Source organism: Glacieibacterium frigidum, assembly GCF_007097155.1.
GTDB lineage: Bacteria > Pseudomonadota > Alphaproteobacteria > Sphingomonadales > Sphingomonadaceae > Glacieibacterium > Glacieibacterium frigidum.
This window is the reverse complement of record NZ_VJWA01000002.1, coordinates 762,115-775,925: the sequence shown is the minus strand read 5'-3', so window position 1 is coordinate 775,925 and position 13,811 is coordinate 762,115. Positions and strand designations below refer to the sequence as shown.

The window sequence follows — 13,811 nt, the reverse complement described above, 5'->3', positions numbered from 1 at the left end:
TACGTCAGCTATACTGACCTATCTACGTTGCGGCAAGCCATAGTGGAACATGCGATGACGCACCCCGTTCCCAGCGCGGTCAAGCGATAGCGAGCGCGATGCACGACGAAGCGGCCCGTCCGACAGCCACGCTGCGCGCCCGCGACGCCGTCGCCATCGCGGTCGGCATCGTCGTCGGCGCCGGCATCTTCCGCACCCCCGCGATCGTCGCCGGCCTGTCGGGCAGCGAAGCCGACATGCTGTGGCTGTGGCTGATCGGCGGCGGGCTCTCGGTCGTCGGCGCGCTTTGCTATGCGGAGCTTGCGGCGGCCTGGCCCGGGGCGGGCGGCGATTACGGCTATCTCGTCCGCGCCTACGGCCGCCGCGCGGGGTTCGTCTACGCCTGGGCGCGGCTGGCGGTGATCCAGACGGGGTCGGTCGCGCTGCTCGCCTTCATCGTCGGCGATTATGCCGCAGCGGTCGCCGGCGGGCCGAGCGCGGCCTGGGCGGCGGGAACGGTCATGCTACTGACCGCAATCAACGTCGCGGGCGTGCGCGCCGGGACGCGGACGCAGGCGCTGCTGACCCTCGCCGAGGTCGCGGGGCTGGTGCTCGTCGTCATCGCCGGGCTGATCCTCGCGCCCGAGGCCGTCGCCGCCGTGCCGCGCGTCACCGACACGCAATGGGGCGCCGCGATGGTCCTCGTCCTGCTGACTTATGGCGGGTGGAACGAGACGGTGTACGTGACCGGCGAGCTGCGCGGGAAGCGGAAGCGGATCGTCGGGGTGCTGCTCGCGAGCCTCGGCGTCGTCACCTTGCTCTACCTGCTGGTCAATCTCGCCTTCCTGCGCGGCCTGGGCCTTAGCGGCATCGCCGCGAGCGATGCGCCCGCCGCCGACCTGCTGGGCCGTGCGCTCGGCTCGGCTGGCAGCGCGGCGATCGCGGTCGCGGTGGCGGTCGCGGCGCTCACCTCGGCGAACGCGACGATGTTCACCGGCGCGCGGTCGAGCTGGGCGTGGGGCCGCGACGTGCAGAAGCTGGCGTGGCTCGGCCGCTGGGACGGGGTGCGCGGCACGCCGGGCAACGCGCTGCTCGTGCAGGGCGGGGTGTCGCTGCTGCTCGTCGGCGCGGGCGCGCTGGTCCGCGACGGCTTTGCGCTGGCGGTCGACTATACCGCGCCGGTGTTCTGGCTGTTCTTCCTGGGCGTCGGCATCGCGTTGTTCGTCCTGCGCCGGCGCGAGCCCGACACGCCGCGCCCGTTCCGCGTACCGCTTTACCCCGTGCTGCCGGCGCTGTTCTGCGCGTCGAATGCCTGGCTGCTCTGGTCGAGCCTTGCCTATGTCAAGACCGGCGCCGTGGTCGGTGTCGCGGTGCTGGGGGCTGGCATCATACTGTCGTTCATCCTGCAACCGTCGAAGGAGTCCTCCCCATGATCCGCCTTGCCGTCTCCCTGCTGCTGCTCGTCCCCGCCATGCCCGCCGCCGCGCAGACCGCGACGCAGGTTGCGGCGCTGCGTGAGCCCGACGTGATCTACGTGCCGACGCCCGAGCCGATGGTCGACAAGATGTTCGAGCTGGTGAAGCTGAAGAAGGGCGACGTGCTGTACGACCTGGGGTCGGGCGACGGGCGCATCCCGATCCGCGCCGCGCAGAAGTTCGGCGTGCGGGGCGTCGGCATCGACATCAACCCTGTCCGCATCGCCGAAGCCAACGAGAACGCCAAAAAGGCAGGCGTCACCGGCCTCGTCCAGTTCCGCAATGCCGACCTGTTCGAAACCGACTTCCGCGAGGCGACGGTGGTCACTTTGTACCTGCTGCCGACGCTCAACGACAAATTGCTGCCGCAGCTGCTGGCGCTCAAGCCCGGCACGCGGATCGTCAGCCACGCCTTCCCGATCAGCGGCTGGACGCCCGAGGCCGAGGCGCTGGTCGATGGCCGGCCGGTGTTCATGTGGCGCGTCCCGGCCAAGGGCACGCCGATCAAATAGGGGCGAAACAACCCCGGAACCCGGGGCGCGGCGGTGCGGTTGGAGGGTGACTTTCAAGGAGTGACCGATGAACCCACAATCGATCCGCAAGCTCGCCCTCGTCACCGGGGCCTCGTCGGGCATCGGCCTCGAACTCGCCCGCATCTGCGTCGCCGAGGGCTATGACGTCGTGATCAGCGCCGAGGACAGCGCTATCGAGACCGTGGCGACCGAGCTGCGCGGAACTGGCGGCCAGGTCACCGCGGTCGTCGCCGACCTGCGCGAGCATGAGGCGATCCACACGCTGCTCGACGCCATCGACGCCGCGGGCCGACCGCTCGACCTGTGCTTCGCCAATGCCGGCTTCGGGCTGGGCGGGCGCTTTACCGAGACCGACCTTCACACCGAACTCGCGATGATCCAGGTCAACGTCGCCAGCCAGGTCCATCTGGTCAAGCATGTCGCGCAGGCGATGGCCGCGGCGGGCCAGGGTCGCATCTTGATCACCGGCTCGATCGCCGGCACGATGCCGGGCAGCTTCCAGTCGGTCTACAACGGCACCAAGGCCTTCCTGAACAGCTGGGGCGAGGCGATCCGCGAGGAGCTGAAGGAGCAGAATGTCGTCGTCACGGTGCTGATGCCCGGCGCGACTGACACCGACTTCTTCCACCGCGCCGAGATGGACGACACCAAGGTCGGGCAGGGCAAGAAGATGCCCGCCGACGAGGTCGCGCGCATCGGTTTCGACGCGCTGATGTCCGATGACGACCACGTCGTCGCGGGCTTCAAGAACAAGCTGCAGGCGCTGATGACCAACGTCTTGCCCGACCCGGTGCTGGCCAAGATGCACCGCGACATGGCGCAGCCCAACAGCGAAAAGACGGCGGCGGAATAATCTCTCTCCGTCCTATCTTGCTAACACACAGGGTCTCTGGCAGACAGTCCGCGATGTTTGCCGGAGACCCTGAATGCGCCTGCTTCTCGCTGCCTCGCTGCTTGCCATGACCGCTGCCCCCGCCCTCGCCGCGACCGACGTGCCGCTGATCGAGCGGACCAAGCTGTTCGGCAATCCGTCGAAGGCGCAGGGGCGGATCAGCCCCGATGGCAAATGGCTGTCGTGGACCGCGCCGGTCGACGGCGTCCTCAACCTCTGGGTCGCCCCCGCCTCCGATCCCGCCAAAGCGCGGTCGGTCACCAAGGGCAAGGAGCGCCCGATCCGCCAGTATTTCTGGGCGCCCGATTCGAATTCGCTGCTGTACGTCCAGGACAAGGGCGGCGACGAGAATTTCAAGCTCTACGGCGTCGATGTCGCGAGCGGGGCCGAGACGGTCCTGACACCCTTCGACAAGGTTCGTGCCGAGGTCGTCGCGACGAGCAATACGATCAAGGACCGCATCCTCGTCGGGCTCAACAACCGCGATCCGCGCTGGCACGACGTTCACAGCCTCGACCTCGCGACCGGCAAGCTGACGCTCGTCCAGCAGAACGACGGCTTTGGCGGCTTCACGGCCGACGATAATCTGGTGATCCGCATCGCCGCCAAGCCGACCGCGCAGGGCGGTACCGAATTCTACCGCGTCGAGGGCGGCAAGGTCGCCGCGACGCCGTTCGCCACCGTCGGCCTCGAGGATTCGCAGACGACGTCGCCGGTCGGCTTCACCAGCGACGGCAAGACGCTCTACTGGATCGACTCGCGCGGGCGGAACACCGCCGCGCTGATCGCGCAGGACTTCGCCAGCGGCACGACGCAGGTCATCGCCGAGGACGCGCGCGCCGATATCGGCGAGGCGATGACCGACCCGGTCACCGGCAAGGTGCAGGCCTATGCGGTCAATTATCTGCGCAACGACTGGACCGCGACCGACCCCGCAATCGCGGGTGACCTCGCGTTCCTGAAGACCGAATTGAAGGGCGACGTGCAGGTCACGTCGCGCACCGACGCCGACGACCGCTGGACGGTGGTGGTCGACCCCGTCACCGCGCCGCCCGCGACGTGGATGTACGACCGCAAGGCGAAGAAGCTGACCCAGCTGTTCGTCGGCCGTCCCGAACTCGTCGGCGCGCCGCTCGTCGCGATGCAGCCGCACGAGATCAAGTCGCGCGACGGCAAGACCTTGGTGTCCTATCTCAGCGTACCGTCGGGCGCGAAGGGGCCGGTGCCGATGGTGCTGCTCGTCCACGGCGGGCCGTGGGGGCGTGACAATTACGGCTTCAACGCCGCGCACCAGTGGCTGGCGAACCGCGGCTATGCCGTGCTGTCGGTCAATTTCCGTTCGTCGACCGGGTTCGGCAAGGCGTTCACCAGCGCCGGCGACAAGCAATGGGGCCTGAAAAGCCACGACGACCTGCTCGACGCCGTCGACTGGGCGGTGGCGAAGGGCATCACGACCAAGGACAAGGTCGCGATCATGGGCGGCAGCTACGGCGGCTATGCGACGCTCGCAGGGCTAGCCTTCACGCCGACGGCCTTCGCCTGCGGGGTCGACATCGTCGGTCCGTCGAACCTGTTCACCCTGCTCAAGTCGATCCCCGCCTATTGGGAGGCCGGACGTACCCAGCTGTACGGCCGCATGGGCGATCCGACGACACCCGAGGGGCAGGCGCTGCTCAAGGCGGCATCGCCGCTGTTCTCCGCCGACAAGATCGTCCGCCCGCTGCTGATCGGCCAAGGCGCCAACGATCCGCGCGTCGCCCAAATTGAGAGCGACCAGATCGTCGCGGCGATGAAGGCCAAGAACATCCCCGTCACCTACGTGCTGTTCCCCGACGAAGGCCACGGCTTCGCACGGCCGGCGAACAGCATCGCCTTCTGGTCGGTGACCGAGAATTTCCTGTCCAAGTGCCTCGGCGGTCGCGCCGAGCCGATCGGCGGGGCGGTCGCGGCGTCGTCGGCGAAGGTGCCGCACGGGGCGGAGTTCGCGCCGGGACTGAAGGACGCGCTGAAGTAGGGTCTAGCGCCGGATCGTCGCGCGTTTCATGACGCGCGGCGCCTCGCCGTAATCGTCGAGCGCGTAGTGCTGGGTCGCGGCATTGTCCCAGATCGCGACATCGCCGGCTCGCCAGCGCCAGCGGACAGTGTTTTCGGGCTGCACGACATAGGCCTGCAGCGCGCCCAGCACGGCGCTCGCCTCGGTCGCCGCCCAGCCCTCTATTCCGGTGACGAAGTTGCCGAGAAACAGGCACGGCTCGCCGGTCGCCGGGTGCGGACGCGCCACCGAGTGCGCGGTGCGGAAGACCTGCGCGGTGGTGAAGCGCTCGGCATAGCGCTCGGCCGCCGCGCGCGTCACGCCGGGGCGCGAGCCCGCGAAGTCATAGGCGTTGGAGTGCGTTGCGGTCAGCGCGTCGGCGAGACCGCGCAACGGGAGCGGCAGGGCGCGATACGCGGCCTCGGTATTCGCCCACAAAGTATCTCCACCGACCGCGGGCACCACGACCGCGCGCAGCATCGCGATCAGCGGCGGCTCGGCCTCGAAGGTCGAATCGGTGTGCCAGACGTTCGCCTTGCCGCCGTGCGCCGCATCCATTTCGAGGAGCGCATCGCCACCGCCGTGGAGCGCGTAAGGGGCGATCTCGCCGAGCAGGCAAGCCGCCGCCTCGTGACTGGCATCATCGAGATGCTGGTCGCGCAGGAACAGCACGCGATGATGCCACAGCGCGGCGCGAAGCTGGGCCGCGCCGCCCGCGTCGAGTGTCGCCAGATCGAGCCCGCGGACCTCCGCGCCGATGCGAGGGCTTACCAGCGCAATGTCGAGCGGCGTCACGCGGCGTCGGCGACCCGCGTCTCGAGCAGTTCGACGGCATCGTCGAGCGTGAAGCCCTCGAGTGTCTCGACCGTCGCGAACTCGGCGAAGTCCTGCCCGCGCGCGATCATGCCCGGCACGATCAGCGTCGCCATCCCTGCGGCGCGCGGCGAAGCGGCGCTCTGCAGCGTGTCCTCGATCGCCAGTGCCTCGCTGGCCGCGACGCCCAGGCGACGGGCGACCTCGAGATAGACATCAGGCGCGGGCTTGCCGTTCGCGACCCCATCGGCGTCCATCACCGCATCGAAATGCGCGCGCGTCAGGGCGGGCGCAGTCGCCGCGAACATCGCGTCGATATTGGCCGCCGACGTCGTCGATGCGAAGCCGATCTTCAGCCCCGCCGCACGGGCCGCCTCGATCAGCGCGACGACGCCTGGGTTGGGCGCGACGCCCGCCGCCATCGCCTGCTGGAACAGCGCACTCTTGCGCGCGTGGATCTGCGCCGCCTGTCCGTCGGTGAGGGTTTCGTCGCGGGCCTCGGCATAGGCAGCGATGCGCTGCTCGCCGCCCGACGCGCCGCCGGCGACGAGGTTGCGGTAGCTGTCCGCATCCCAATCCCAATCGAGCCCGACTTCGGCGAAGGCGGCATTGAACGCCGCGCGCTGCAGTTCGCTCGTCTCGGTCAGCGTGCCGATCGAGCCGAAGATGATGGCTTTGAGGGTCATCCGCGGGCGAACGGATCGCGCCCGTCACGGTTCCTGGTACAAAGCGTCGCGGCAAGGCCGCGCCGTCGGACGGCACCGGGCGTAACCCGCCCGGGCCGCCGGCCGGTCTTGCGCGAGTCCGCGCGCAAGGCGACGAACGCGAAGGGCGCTCCTCACCTTGCTCGCGGCCGCGCTGCGACTACAGCGTCCGTTCGCGACTCTCGACCTCGAACGTCTCGACGATGTCGCCCGCCTTGACGTCGGACGAGCCCTCGATCGTGATGCCGCACTCGAGGCCCGCGCGGACCTCGGGAACGTCGTCCTTGAAGCGGCGCAGCGAGGCGATCGAGCCGTTGTAGATGATCACGTCGTCGCGCATGACGCGCGCCTTGAGCGCCTTGCGGATGGCGCCCTCGGTGACGCGGATACCCGCCGCCTTGCCCGTCTTGCCGGCCTGGAACACGTCCAGCACCAGCGCGCGGCCGACGACATTCTCCAGCATCTCGGGGCCGAGCTGGCCCGCCATCGCCGCCTTCACGTCGTCGATCAGGTCGTAGATCACGTCGTAATACTTGAACTCGACCTTGTCGCGGGTTGCGATCTCGCGTGCCTTGGCGTTGGCGCGGACGTTGAAGCCGATGATCGGCGCCCCGCTTGCCTTGGCCAGCGAGACGTCGCCCTCGGTGATCCCGCCGACGCCGGCCAGCAGGACCTTCGCCTTGATCAGGTCGGTCGAGATGCGGTTGACCGCGCTGGCGATGGCCTCGACCGTACCCTGCGTGTCACCCTTGATGACCAGCGGATAGGTCTCGACCTTGCCCGACTTGAGCGCGAGGAACTGCTCCTCGAGGCTCGGCATCGAGCTTTCGGTCCGGGCCGCGGTCTCGACGCTGGCACGGTAGCTCGCGACCTCGCGGGCACGTGCCTCGGTCTCGACGACCGCGAAGGCATCGCCCGCCTTGGGCACGCCCGACAGGCCGAGGATCTCGACCGGCAGCGCGGGGCCGGCGGTCTTGATCTGCTTGCCCTGGTCGTCGACCAGCGCGCGCACCTTGCCCCACTCGGCACCGATGACGAAGATGTCGCCGGTCTTGAGCGTGCCGCGGTTGATCAGCACGGACGCCAGCGGTCCACGGCCCTTGTCGAGGCGCGCCTCGATCACGGTGCCTTCGGCGGCGCGGTCGGGGTTGGCCTTCAGCTCGAGCAGTTCGGCCTGCAGCAGGATCTTGTCGATCAGTTCGTCGAGGCCGGTCTTGGCGGTCGCCGAGACTTCGACGTCCTGGACCTCGCCGCCCATCTCTTCGACCTGCACGTCGTACTGCAGCAGCGCAGTGCGGATTTTCTGTGCATCCGCCCCGGCCTTGTCCATCTTGTTGATCGCGACGATCATCGGGACGCCGGCATCCTTGACGTGATGGATGGCCTCGATGGTCTGCGGCATGATGCCGTCGTCCCACGCCACCACCAGCACGACGATGTCGGTGATGTCGGCACCGCGCGCGCGCATTGCGCTGAACGCCTCGTGGCCCGGCGTGTCGAGGAAGGTGATCTTCTCGCCGCTCTTACGCGTGATCTGATAGGCGCCGATGTGCTGGGTGATGCCGCCGGCCTCGCCCTTCACGACATTGGTGCCGCGCAGCGCGTCGAGCAGGCTGGTCTTGCCGTGGTCGACATGGCCCATGATCGTGACGACCGGCGGACGCGGCAGCAGGTGATCGTCGATGTCCTCCTCGCCGACCATGCCGATCTCGACGTCGGCATCGCTGACGCGGACGATGGTGTGGCCGAACTCGGCCAGCACCAGCTCGGCGGTGTCCTGGTCGATCTCGTCGGTCGACGCCGCCGGCATGCCGAGGCGCGCCAGCGTGCGGGTGATGTTCATCGTCCGCTCGGCCATGCGGTTGGCCAGCTCGGCGACGGTGATGGTCTCGGGCACCACGACTTCGCGGACCTGCTTGGCCTTGGAGCCGATCGAGCCGCGCTCCTTCTCGCGCGCCCGGCGAAGGGCGGCGAGGCTGCGGACGCGCACCGAATCGCTCTCGTCGAGCGCGGTCTTCACGCTCAGGCGGCCCTGGCGGCGGTCGTCGCCGGCACGCAGGCGGCCGGCGGGACGCAGCGCGCCGGGCTTCTTGCCGCGCGCATCCTCGTCATCGATGATCGGCGTGATGCTGCCGGGCAGTCGACCCGTCGGGGCAGCCTTCTCCTCGGCGGGACGCAGCGCTGCCTCGGCCTCGGCCTTCTTCTTGTCCTCGAGCCGCATCTTCTCGAGCTCGGCGGCTTCGTAGCGCGCGGCTTCCTCGCGGACGCGGGCCTCCTCGGCCATGCGCATCCGGTCTTCCTCGGCCTGGCGCAGCAGCGCCGCCTGGCGCTCCTGACGCGTCATCAGGTCGGGGACGGCGGGGGCAGCCGGACGCTGCGGCGGACGTGCAGCCGGACGGGCGGCCGGGCGCGGCGTGGCCTGCGCCGAACGGACCGGCGGAGTCGGGGCAGGTGCCGCCGCCGGCGTCGGCGCGGCAACGGGGGCCACAGCGACGGGCTCGGGCGGCGCAGGCGCCGGCTCGGGCGCCTTCACGACGGGCACCGGGCGCTCGACGGGGGTGAACATCACCGGCGGCGGCGCGGGGCGCGGGGCAGTGTCGGCGGGCAGCGGGCGTGCCTCGACGACCGGCGCGGGCGGCGGCGTCGGGGCAGGAGCCGCGACGGGGGGCGCTGCGACGGGCGGGGGTGCGGGGGCGGCTACGGGCGGCGGCGGCGGTGCAGCCTCGACGACCTCTTCCGGACGCGGGTCGCCCGGGCGGTGCAGCACGCGCTGCCGCTTGACCTCGACCACCACCTGCTTGGTGCGGCCGTGGCTGAAGCTCTGCTTGACCTTGCCGACCTCAACGGTCTTGCCGAGACCGAGGGGGGCGCGCATGCCGAGCTTGGGCTTGTTGTCGTCACTCATGCTTGAACCTGAAACCCTTCGTCCTGCGGGGACGGGCTGTCCGCCGCCGCATCATCAATCACTTCGCCCAGACCGCTGAATGCGAGCCACCGGTCGACAGCCGCCATCACGCGCGCCGCCGCCGCAGAGTCGCAGACGGCGGCATGTACAACATTTTCGCGCCCCAAGGCCAACGACAATCGCTCGCGCGTCACGGGGAGCGTGATCGCCGCCGTGCCACGCGCCTTGCGACGGATCTTCTCGAGGCCGTCGGCGGCCGCGTCGCTGGCATGGATGAGCAGCTTGACCCGGCCTGCCAGGAGGGCGTCGCCGATCCGCTCGCCACCCCAGATAAGAGTGCCTGCCTTGTTCGCCAACCCCAGCGTGTCGAACACCCGGCGTTCGAGGCCGGTGTCGATGCGCGCGACCAGATCGTCGGGGACCGCGATGTCCTGCGTCTTGAACGCCCGGATCAACGCGCCGCGCAGCTTGCCCTTGGCCAATGCGGTGGCGATCAGGTCGCGGTCGGGCGTTACCCACGCGCCGCGGCCCGGCGCCTTCGCCCCCAGGTCGGGGGCGACGGCACCGTCGGCATCGAGCGCCAGGCGGATCAGGTCCGCCCGGCCGCCATGCTCGCCACTAATTATGCAACGCCGCTCGGGCTCATCCTTCGACATCCGCGGACGCGTCCTCCTTCGGAGTCTCGTCCTCGAACCAGTGCGCGCGGGCGGCCATGATGATCTTGTTGCCCATCTCGTCGCCCAGCTTGAAGGTGCGCAGGATGCCGGTGCGCGCATCGACCAGCTCGTCAGTCGCCAGGTCGCCCAGGTCGTCGAGCGTCTTGACGCCCTTCTGCCCCAGCACGACGAGCATCGCCTCGGTCAGGCCCTCGATCTCGGCGAGTGCGTCCTCGACGCCCAGCTCGCGGCGCTCGGCACGTGCCTTGGCCTCGCGGCGCTCCAGCGCCTCGGTGGCGCGGTTCTGCAGCTCGGTCGCGAGATCGTCGTCGAAGCCCTCGATCGACGCCAGTTCGTCGAGCTCGACGTAGGCGACTTCCTCCATCTGGCTGAAGCCCTCGGCGACGAGCAGCTGCGCGAGCGTCTCGTCGACGTCGAGCTCGGTCTGGAACATCTCCGACCGCTCGACGAACTCCTTCTGGCGGCGCTCGCTCTCGTCCGCCTCGGTCATGATGTCGATCTGGCGGCCGGTCAGCGCGCTGGCAAGCCGGACGTTCTGGCCGCGGCGGCCGATCGCGAGGCTCAGCTGGTCGTCGGGGACGACGACGTCGATGCGGTTGTCTTCCTCGTCCATCACCACCTTGGCGACTTCGGCGGGCTGCAACGCATTGACGACGAAGGTCGCGACGTCGGGCGACCAGGGGATGATGTCGATCTTCTCGCCCTGCAGTTCCTGCACGACGGCCTGGACGCGGCTGCCCTTCATGCCGACGCACGCGCCGACGGGGTCGATCGAGGAGTCGCGGCTGATCACGCCGATCTTGGCGCGGCTGCCGGGGTCGCGGGCGACCGCCTTGATCTCGATGATGCCGTCGTAGATTTCGGGAACTTCCTGCGCGAACAGCTTCTTCATGAAGTCGCCGGCGGCGCGGCTCAGGAAGATCTGCGGCCCGCGCGGTTCGCGGCGGACGCTGCTGATCAGCGCACGGACGCGGTCGCCGGGGCGCAGCACTTCGCGCGGGATCTGTTGGTCGCGGCGGATGACGCCCTCGGCCTTGCCCAGATCGACGACGACGTGGCCGAACTCGGCGCGCTTGACGAGGCCGGTGATGATCTCGCCCTGGCGGTCCTTGTATTCCTCGAATTGGCGGTCGCGCTCGGCGTCGCGGACCTTCTGGACGATGACCTGTTTCGCCGCCATCGCCGCGATGCGGCCGAACTCGATCGGGGGCAGCGGGTCGATGATATAATCGCCGATCGCCGCGTCGGCCTTGAGCTTCGAGCCGTCGGCGACGCTGACCTGCTTGAAGAAATCCTCGGGCTCCTCGACGACTTCGAGGACGCGCCACAGCCGCAGGTCGCCCGACTTGGGGTCGAGCTTCGCGCGAATGTCGTTCTCGACGCCGTAGCGGGCGCGGGCGGCGCGCTGGATCGCCTCTTCCATCGCCTCGATGACGATCATCCGGTCGATCAGCTTCTCGCGCGCCACCGCGTCGGCGATGGCGATCAGCTCGGCGCGGTTCGCCGTGACGCTGGGGGTGGGGGGGCTGGCCATGGCTCTAGTCCTCGTCGCTGTTGTCGTTCGCCGGCTCGCCGGCGTCTTCGATGATGTCGTCGAACTGGCCCATGTCGGGCTCGCCGTCGAAGCCCGCCATGCCGGCAGGCCGCGTCGCGTTGATCAGGCGGTTGGTCAGCACGAGCTTCGCGCCCTGCATCGCAGCGAGCGGCACGGTGACGCTGCCCTGGCCCGGCACCGCGATGATCGCGGCGTCGCCGCTGTCGGCGAGGCCGGTGATGACGCCGTGGATGTTCTTCTTGCCGTCGACGGGTGCCGCCAGCCGCACGCGCACGTCGTGCGTCGCCCAGCGGGTCCAGTCGGCGGGCCTCGTAAGCGGGCGGTCGATGCCCGGCGACGAAACCTCGAGCTGATACTCGCTCTCGATCGGGTCGACCTCGTCGAAAAGGTCGGACAGCGCGCGCGAGATCGACGCGCAGACGTCGATGCCGAGCTGCCCGGTCGCCGGATCCTCGGCCATCACCTGCAGCGTCGGCGCCGCCTTGCTGCCGTTCAGCTGGACGCGCACGAGCTCGCACCCATGGTCACGGACGACGGGTTCGATCAGCGCGGTCAGGACGGCAATATCGGCCAAATTACAAAACACCCGAAAGACAAGCGGTGGCGTCGGCGGCCCGGACGCTCCGGAGCCGACCTTACACCGGTTACCCATGTGGAAGATGGGGGCGATATAGCCCTACGTGCCTGCCGCCGCAAGTCGTTCAGCGGGGCAACCCATGCGCAAGACGTACGGCAAAATCACTTCGCCTATTCGAGTGGATTCCGACAAAGTGGGTCCTGTAGCCGATCAGCCAAATGCGCGAAGCCACGCAGCTGCTCAGACAACTCAATATATGTTAGAGACCATGAGCGCGTGTTAAGTCCCGCATTGTTCAGCCAAAGTGGTAGCGTGAAGGGCTCGCTATGCCGGCCAGCCTCAATCTCCGTGCCGCAATGTTTGACGGTGTTAGCAATCGAATAGAGCCGCTCGTCGTCGCTTCCATCGCCCTTTTAAAAAAGGGCTTCGCCGGTTAACTTGTACCAAAGGTCCATTGCAATCTGAATGTTCAGCACGACCGCTTCCCAAGTCGCAACAGATTTGTAATATGAACCTAGTGCCGGACGACCTTCTGAACTACGTCGAAGAAATCTAAATGTTAGTAAGCGTGCAGTGTGGTAGGCGATGAATGCTGTCTGCGTGCGAAATATTAAATTGATTGCGTGCTGGCGGATGCCAGGTTTGTGCCGAGCGCGCACGCCGCTATTGAGGAAATAATTCCCTAGCCAGAATTTGTGCTCGGCGAAATCAGCCGTCAGGCTAGGAATAACCGCCGTCTTGAAGTCGTTTATGCCTGGCGCGACAAGCTGATCTAGGACGTACGGACTCCATCGAACTACCATCTGCCTCCAGTAAGATGTGCGGCGCCTAGGCCGTATTGATGATATCTTAACTCGCGCGCCGCCCCACCCCCGGCACCAGCGCGCCGACGCGGCGCTGATAATCCTCGTACGCCGGGCCGAGTGCGGCGACGAGGTCGCGTTCCTCGATCGGAATGGCGATCAGGATGTACGCGGTCATGCCGGCGGCGAACAGCAGATGGCCCCAGCTCATCGCGGGCGTCGCCCAGAAGGCGATGATGAAGCCCAGGTACAGCGGGTGGCGGACGATGCGGTAAAGCAGCGGCTGGTGGAACTCGGCCGGACCCGCCAGCCGGCCGCGCAGGTGGAAATACGCCTGGCGCAGGCCGAACAGCTCGAAATGGTTGAGGAGGAAGGTGCTGAGCAGCACTAGTCCCCAGCCGATCCCGCATACCACCCAGAGCACGAGCGCGGCGGTCCCCTCGACCCGCCACAGGTCGCCCGGAATCGGGTGCCAGATCGTCATCAGCAGGATCAGCAGCAGGCTGGCGATCAGCACATAGACGCTGCGCTCGATCGGCTCGGGCACCGTCCGCGTCCAGGCGCGCTTGAACGCCGGCCGCGCCATCAGGCTGTGCTGCGCCCCGAACAGCGCGATCAGCCCCAGGTCGATCGCCGCGGCGACCGGCACTGCGACGACCGGGCCGGTGTCGATGGTGCGCGGCAGCCCGGGCAGGCCGGCGACGAAGCCGATCAGATACAGGAAGGTCGCGAAGAACACCGCATAGGCGGCGACCGCGAAGGCCAGATAGAACGGACGTGGCATCACGCGTTCCCCCGAACGAACGGGCCGGAGCATAGCATTTTCGGGACGCGCGCGAAACGGCCGGGCAGACTTTGCCCCGCGA

The 13,811-nt window shown here is 68.4% G+C and carries 11 protein-coding genes; 4 read left to right on the top strand and 7 right to left on the bottom strand.

What is annotated here, in order from left to right; translation table 11 throughout:
* Positions 1-98 precede the first annotated feature (98 nt).
* From FMM06_RS13245 to FMM06_RS13230, 4 genes are all read left to right on the top strand, one after another.
* Positions 99-1,412 (top strand): APC family permease, encoded by a 1,314-nt coding sequence (locus FMM06_RS13245; protein WP_144237855.1) that lies wholly within the window; start codon positions 99-101, stop codon positions 1,410-1,412.
* Complete coding sequence (locus tag FMM06_RS13240) at positions 1,409-1,966, top strand: SAM-dependent methyltransferase (protein WP_144237854.1); 558 nt, start codon at positions 1,409-1,411, stop codon at positions 1,964-1,966. Before FMM06_RS13245 ends, FMM06_RS13240 begins: the two co-directional genes overlap by 4 nt.
* Before the next feature lie 67 nt (positions 1,967-2,033).
* Positions 2,034-2,840, top strand: coding sequence for an SDR family NAD(P)-dependent oxidoreductase (locus tag FMM06_RS13235; protein WP_144237853.1), 807 nt, complete (start codon positions 2,034-2,036; stop codon positions 2,838-2,840).
* Between the two features lie 73 nt (positions 2,841-2,913).
* The gene (locus tag FMM06_RS13230; RefSeq protein ID WP_144237852.1) at positions 2,914-4,893 is read left to right on the top strand and encodes an alpha/beta hydrolase family protein; all 1,980 of its coding nucleotides are present in this window, start codon (positions 2,914-2,916) and stop codon (positions 4,891-4,893) included.
* A gap of 3 nt (positions 4,894-4,896) precedes the next feature.
* Here FMM06_RS13230 and FMM06_RS13225 read toward each other — a convergent pair whose 3' ends face one another.
* The 7 genes from FMM06_RS13225 to mddA form a co-directional block, all read right to left on the bottom strand.
* The gene (locus tag FMM06_RS13225; protein WP_144237851.1) at positions 4,897-5,706 is read right to left on the bottom strand and encodes a TauD/TfdA dioxygenase family protein; all 810 of its coding nucleotides are present in this window, start codon (positions 5,704-5,706) and stop codon (positions 4,897-4,899) included.
* A complete protein-coding gene (locus tag FMM06_RS13220) occupies positions 5,703-6,410 on the bottom strand; it encodes an HAD-IA family hydrolase (RefSeq protein ID WP_144237850.1) in 708 nt (235 codons plus the stop codon). Before FMM06_RS13220 ends, FMM06_RS13225 begins: the two co-directional genes overlap by 4 nt.
* A gap of 178 nt (positions 6,411-6,588) precedes the next feature.
* On the bottom strand, positions 6,589-9,333 hold the full coding sequence (gene infB / locus FMM06_RS13215) for a translation initiation factor IF-2 (RefSeq protein WP_144237849.1): 2,745 nt from the start codon (positions 9,331-9,333) through the stop codon (positions 6,589-6,591).
* Positions 9,330-9,989 (bottom strand): DUF448 domain-containing protein, encoded by a 660-nt coding sequence (locus FMM06_RS13210; RefSeq protein WP_144237848.1) that lies wholly within the window; start codon positions 9,987-9,989, stop codon positions 9,330-9,332. Before FMM06_RS13210 ends, infB begins: the two co-directional genes overlap by 4 nt.
* Positions 9,976-11,544, bottom strand: a complete 1,569-nt coding sequence (gene nusA / locus FMM06_RS13205; protein WP_144237847.1) for a transcription termination factor NusA — start codon at positions 11,542-11,544, stop codon at positions 9,976-9,978. Before nusA ends, FMM06_RS13210 begins: the two co-directional genes overlap by 14 nt.
* Before the next feature lie 4 nt (positions 11,545-11,548).
* Entirely contained in the window at positions 11,549-12,139 is a 591-nt protein-coding gene (locus FMM06_RS13200) for an LSm family protein (protein ID WP_144237846.1), read from the bottom strand.
* A gap of 852 nt (positions 12,140-12,991) precedes the next feature.
* Entirely contained in the window at positions 12,992-13,729 is a 738-nt protein-coding gene (mddA, locus tag FMM06_RS13195) for a methanethiol S-methyltransferase (RefSeq protein WP_144237845.1), read from the bottom strand.
* Positions 13,730-13,811 lie beyond the last annotated feature (82 nt).

Excerpts from the sequence above, each read along its gene's own strand:
- FMM06_RS13220 (WP_144237850.1), bottom strand. The coding sequence starts at position 6,410 with ATGACCCTCAAAGCCATCATCTTCGGCTCGATCGGCACGCTGACCGAG.
- FMM06_RS13210 (WP_144237848.1), bottom strand. The coding sequence starts at position 9,989 with ATGTCGAAGGATGAGCCCGAGCGGCGTTGCATAATTAGTGGCGAGCAT.
- FMM06_RS13230 (WP_144237852.1), top strand. The coding sequence starts at position 2,914 with ATGCGCCTGCTTCTCGCTGCCTCGCTGCTTGCCATGACCGCTGCCCCC.
- nusA (WP_144237847.1), bottom strand. The coding sequence starts at position 11,544 with ATGGCCAGCCCCCCCACCCCCAGCGTCACGGCGAACCGCGCCGAGCTG.
- infB (WP_144237849.1), bottom strand. The coding sequence starts at position 9,333 with ATGAGTGACGACAACAAGCCCAAGCTCGGCATGCGCGCCCCCCTCGGT.
- mddA (WP_144237845.1), bottom strand. The coding sequence starts at position 13,729 with ATGCCACGTCCGTTCTATCTGGCCTTCGCGGTCGCCGCCTATGCGGTG.
- FMM06_RS13245 (WP_144237855.1), top strand. The coding sequence starts at position 99 with ATGCACGACGAAGCGGCCCGTCCGACAGCCACGCTGCGCGCCCGCGAC.
- FMM06_RS13235 (WP_144237853.1), top strand. The coding sequence starts at position 2,034 with ATGAACCCACAATCGATCCGCAAGCTCGCCCTCGTCACCGGGGCCTCG.
- FMM06_RS13240 (WP_144237854.1), top strand. The coding sequence starts at position 1,409 with ATGATCCGCCTTGCCGTCTCCCTGCTGCTGCTCGTCCCCGCCATGCCC.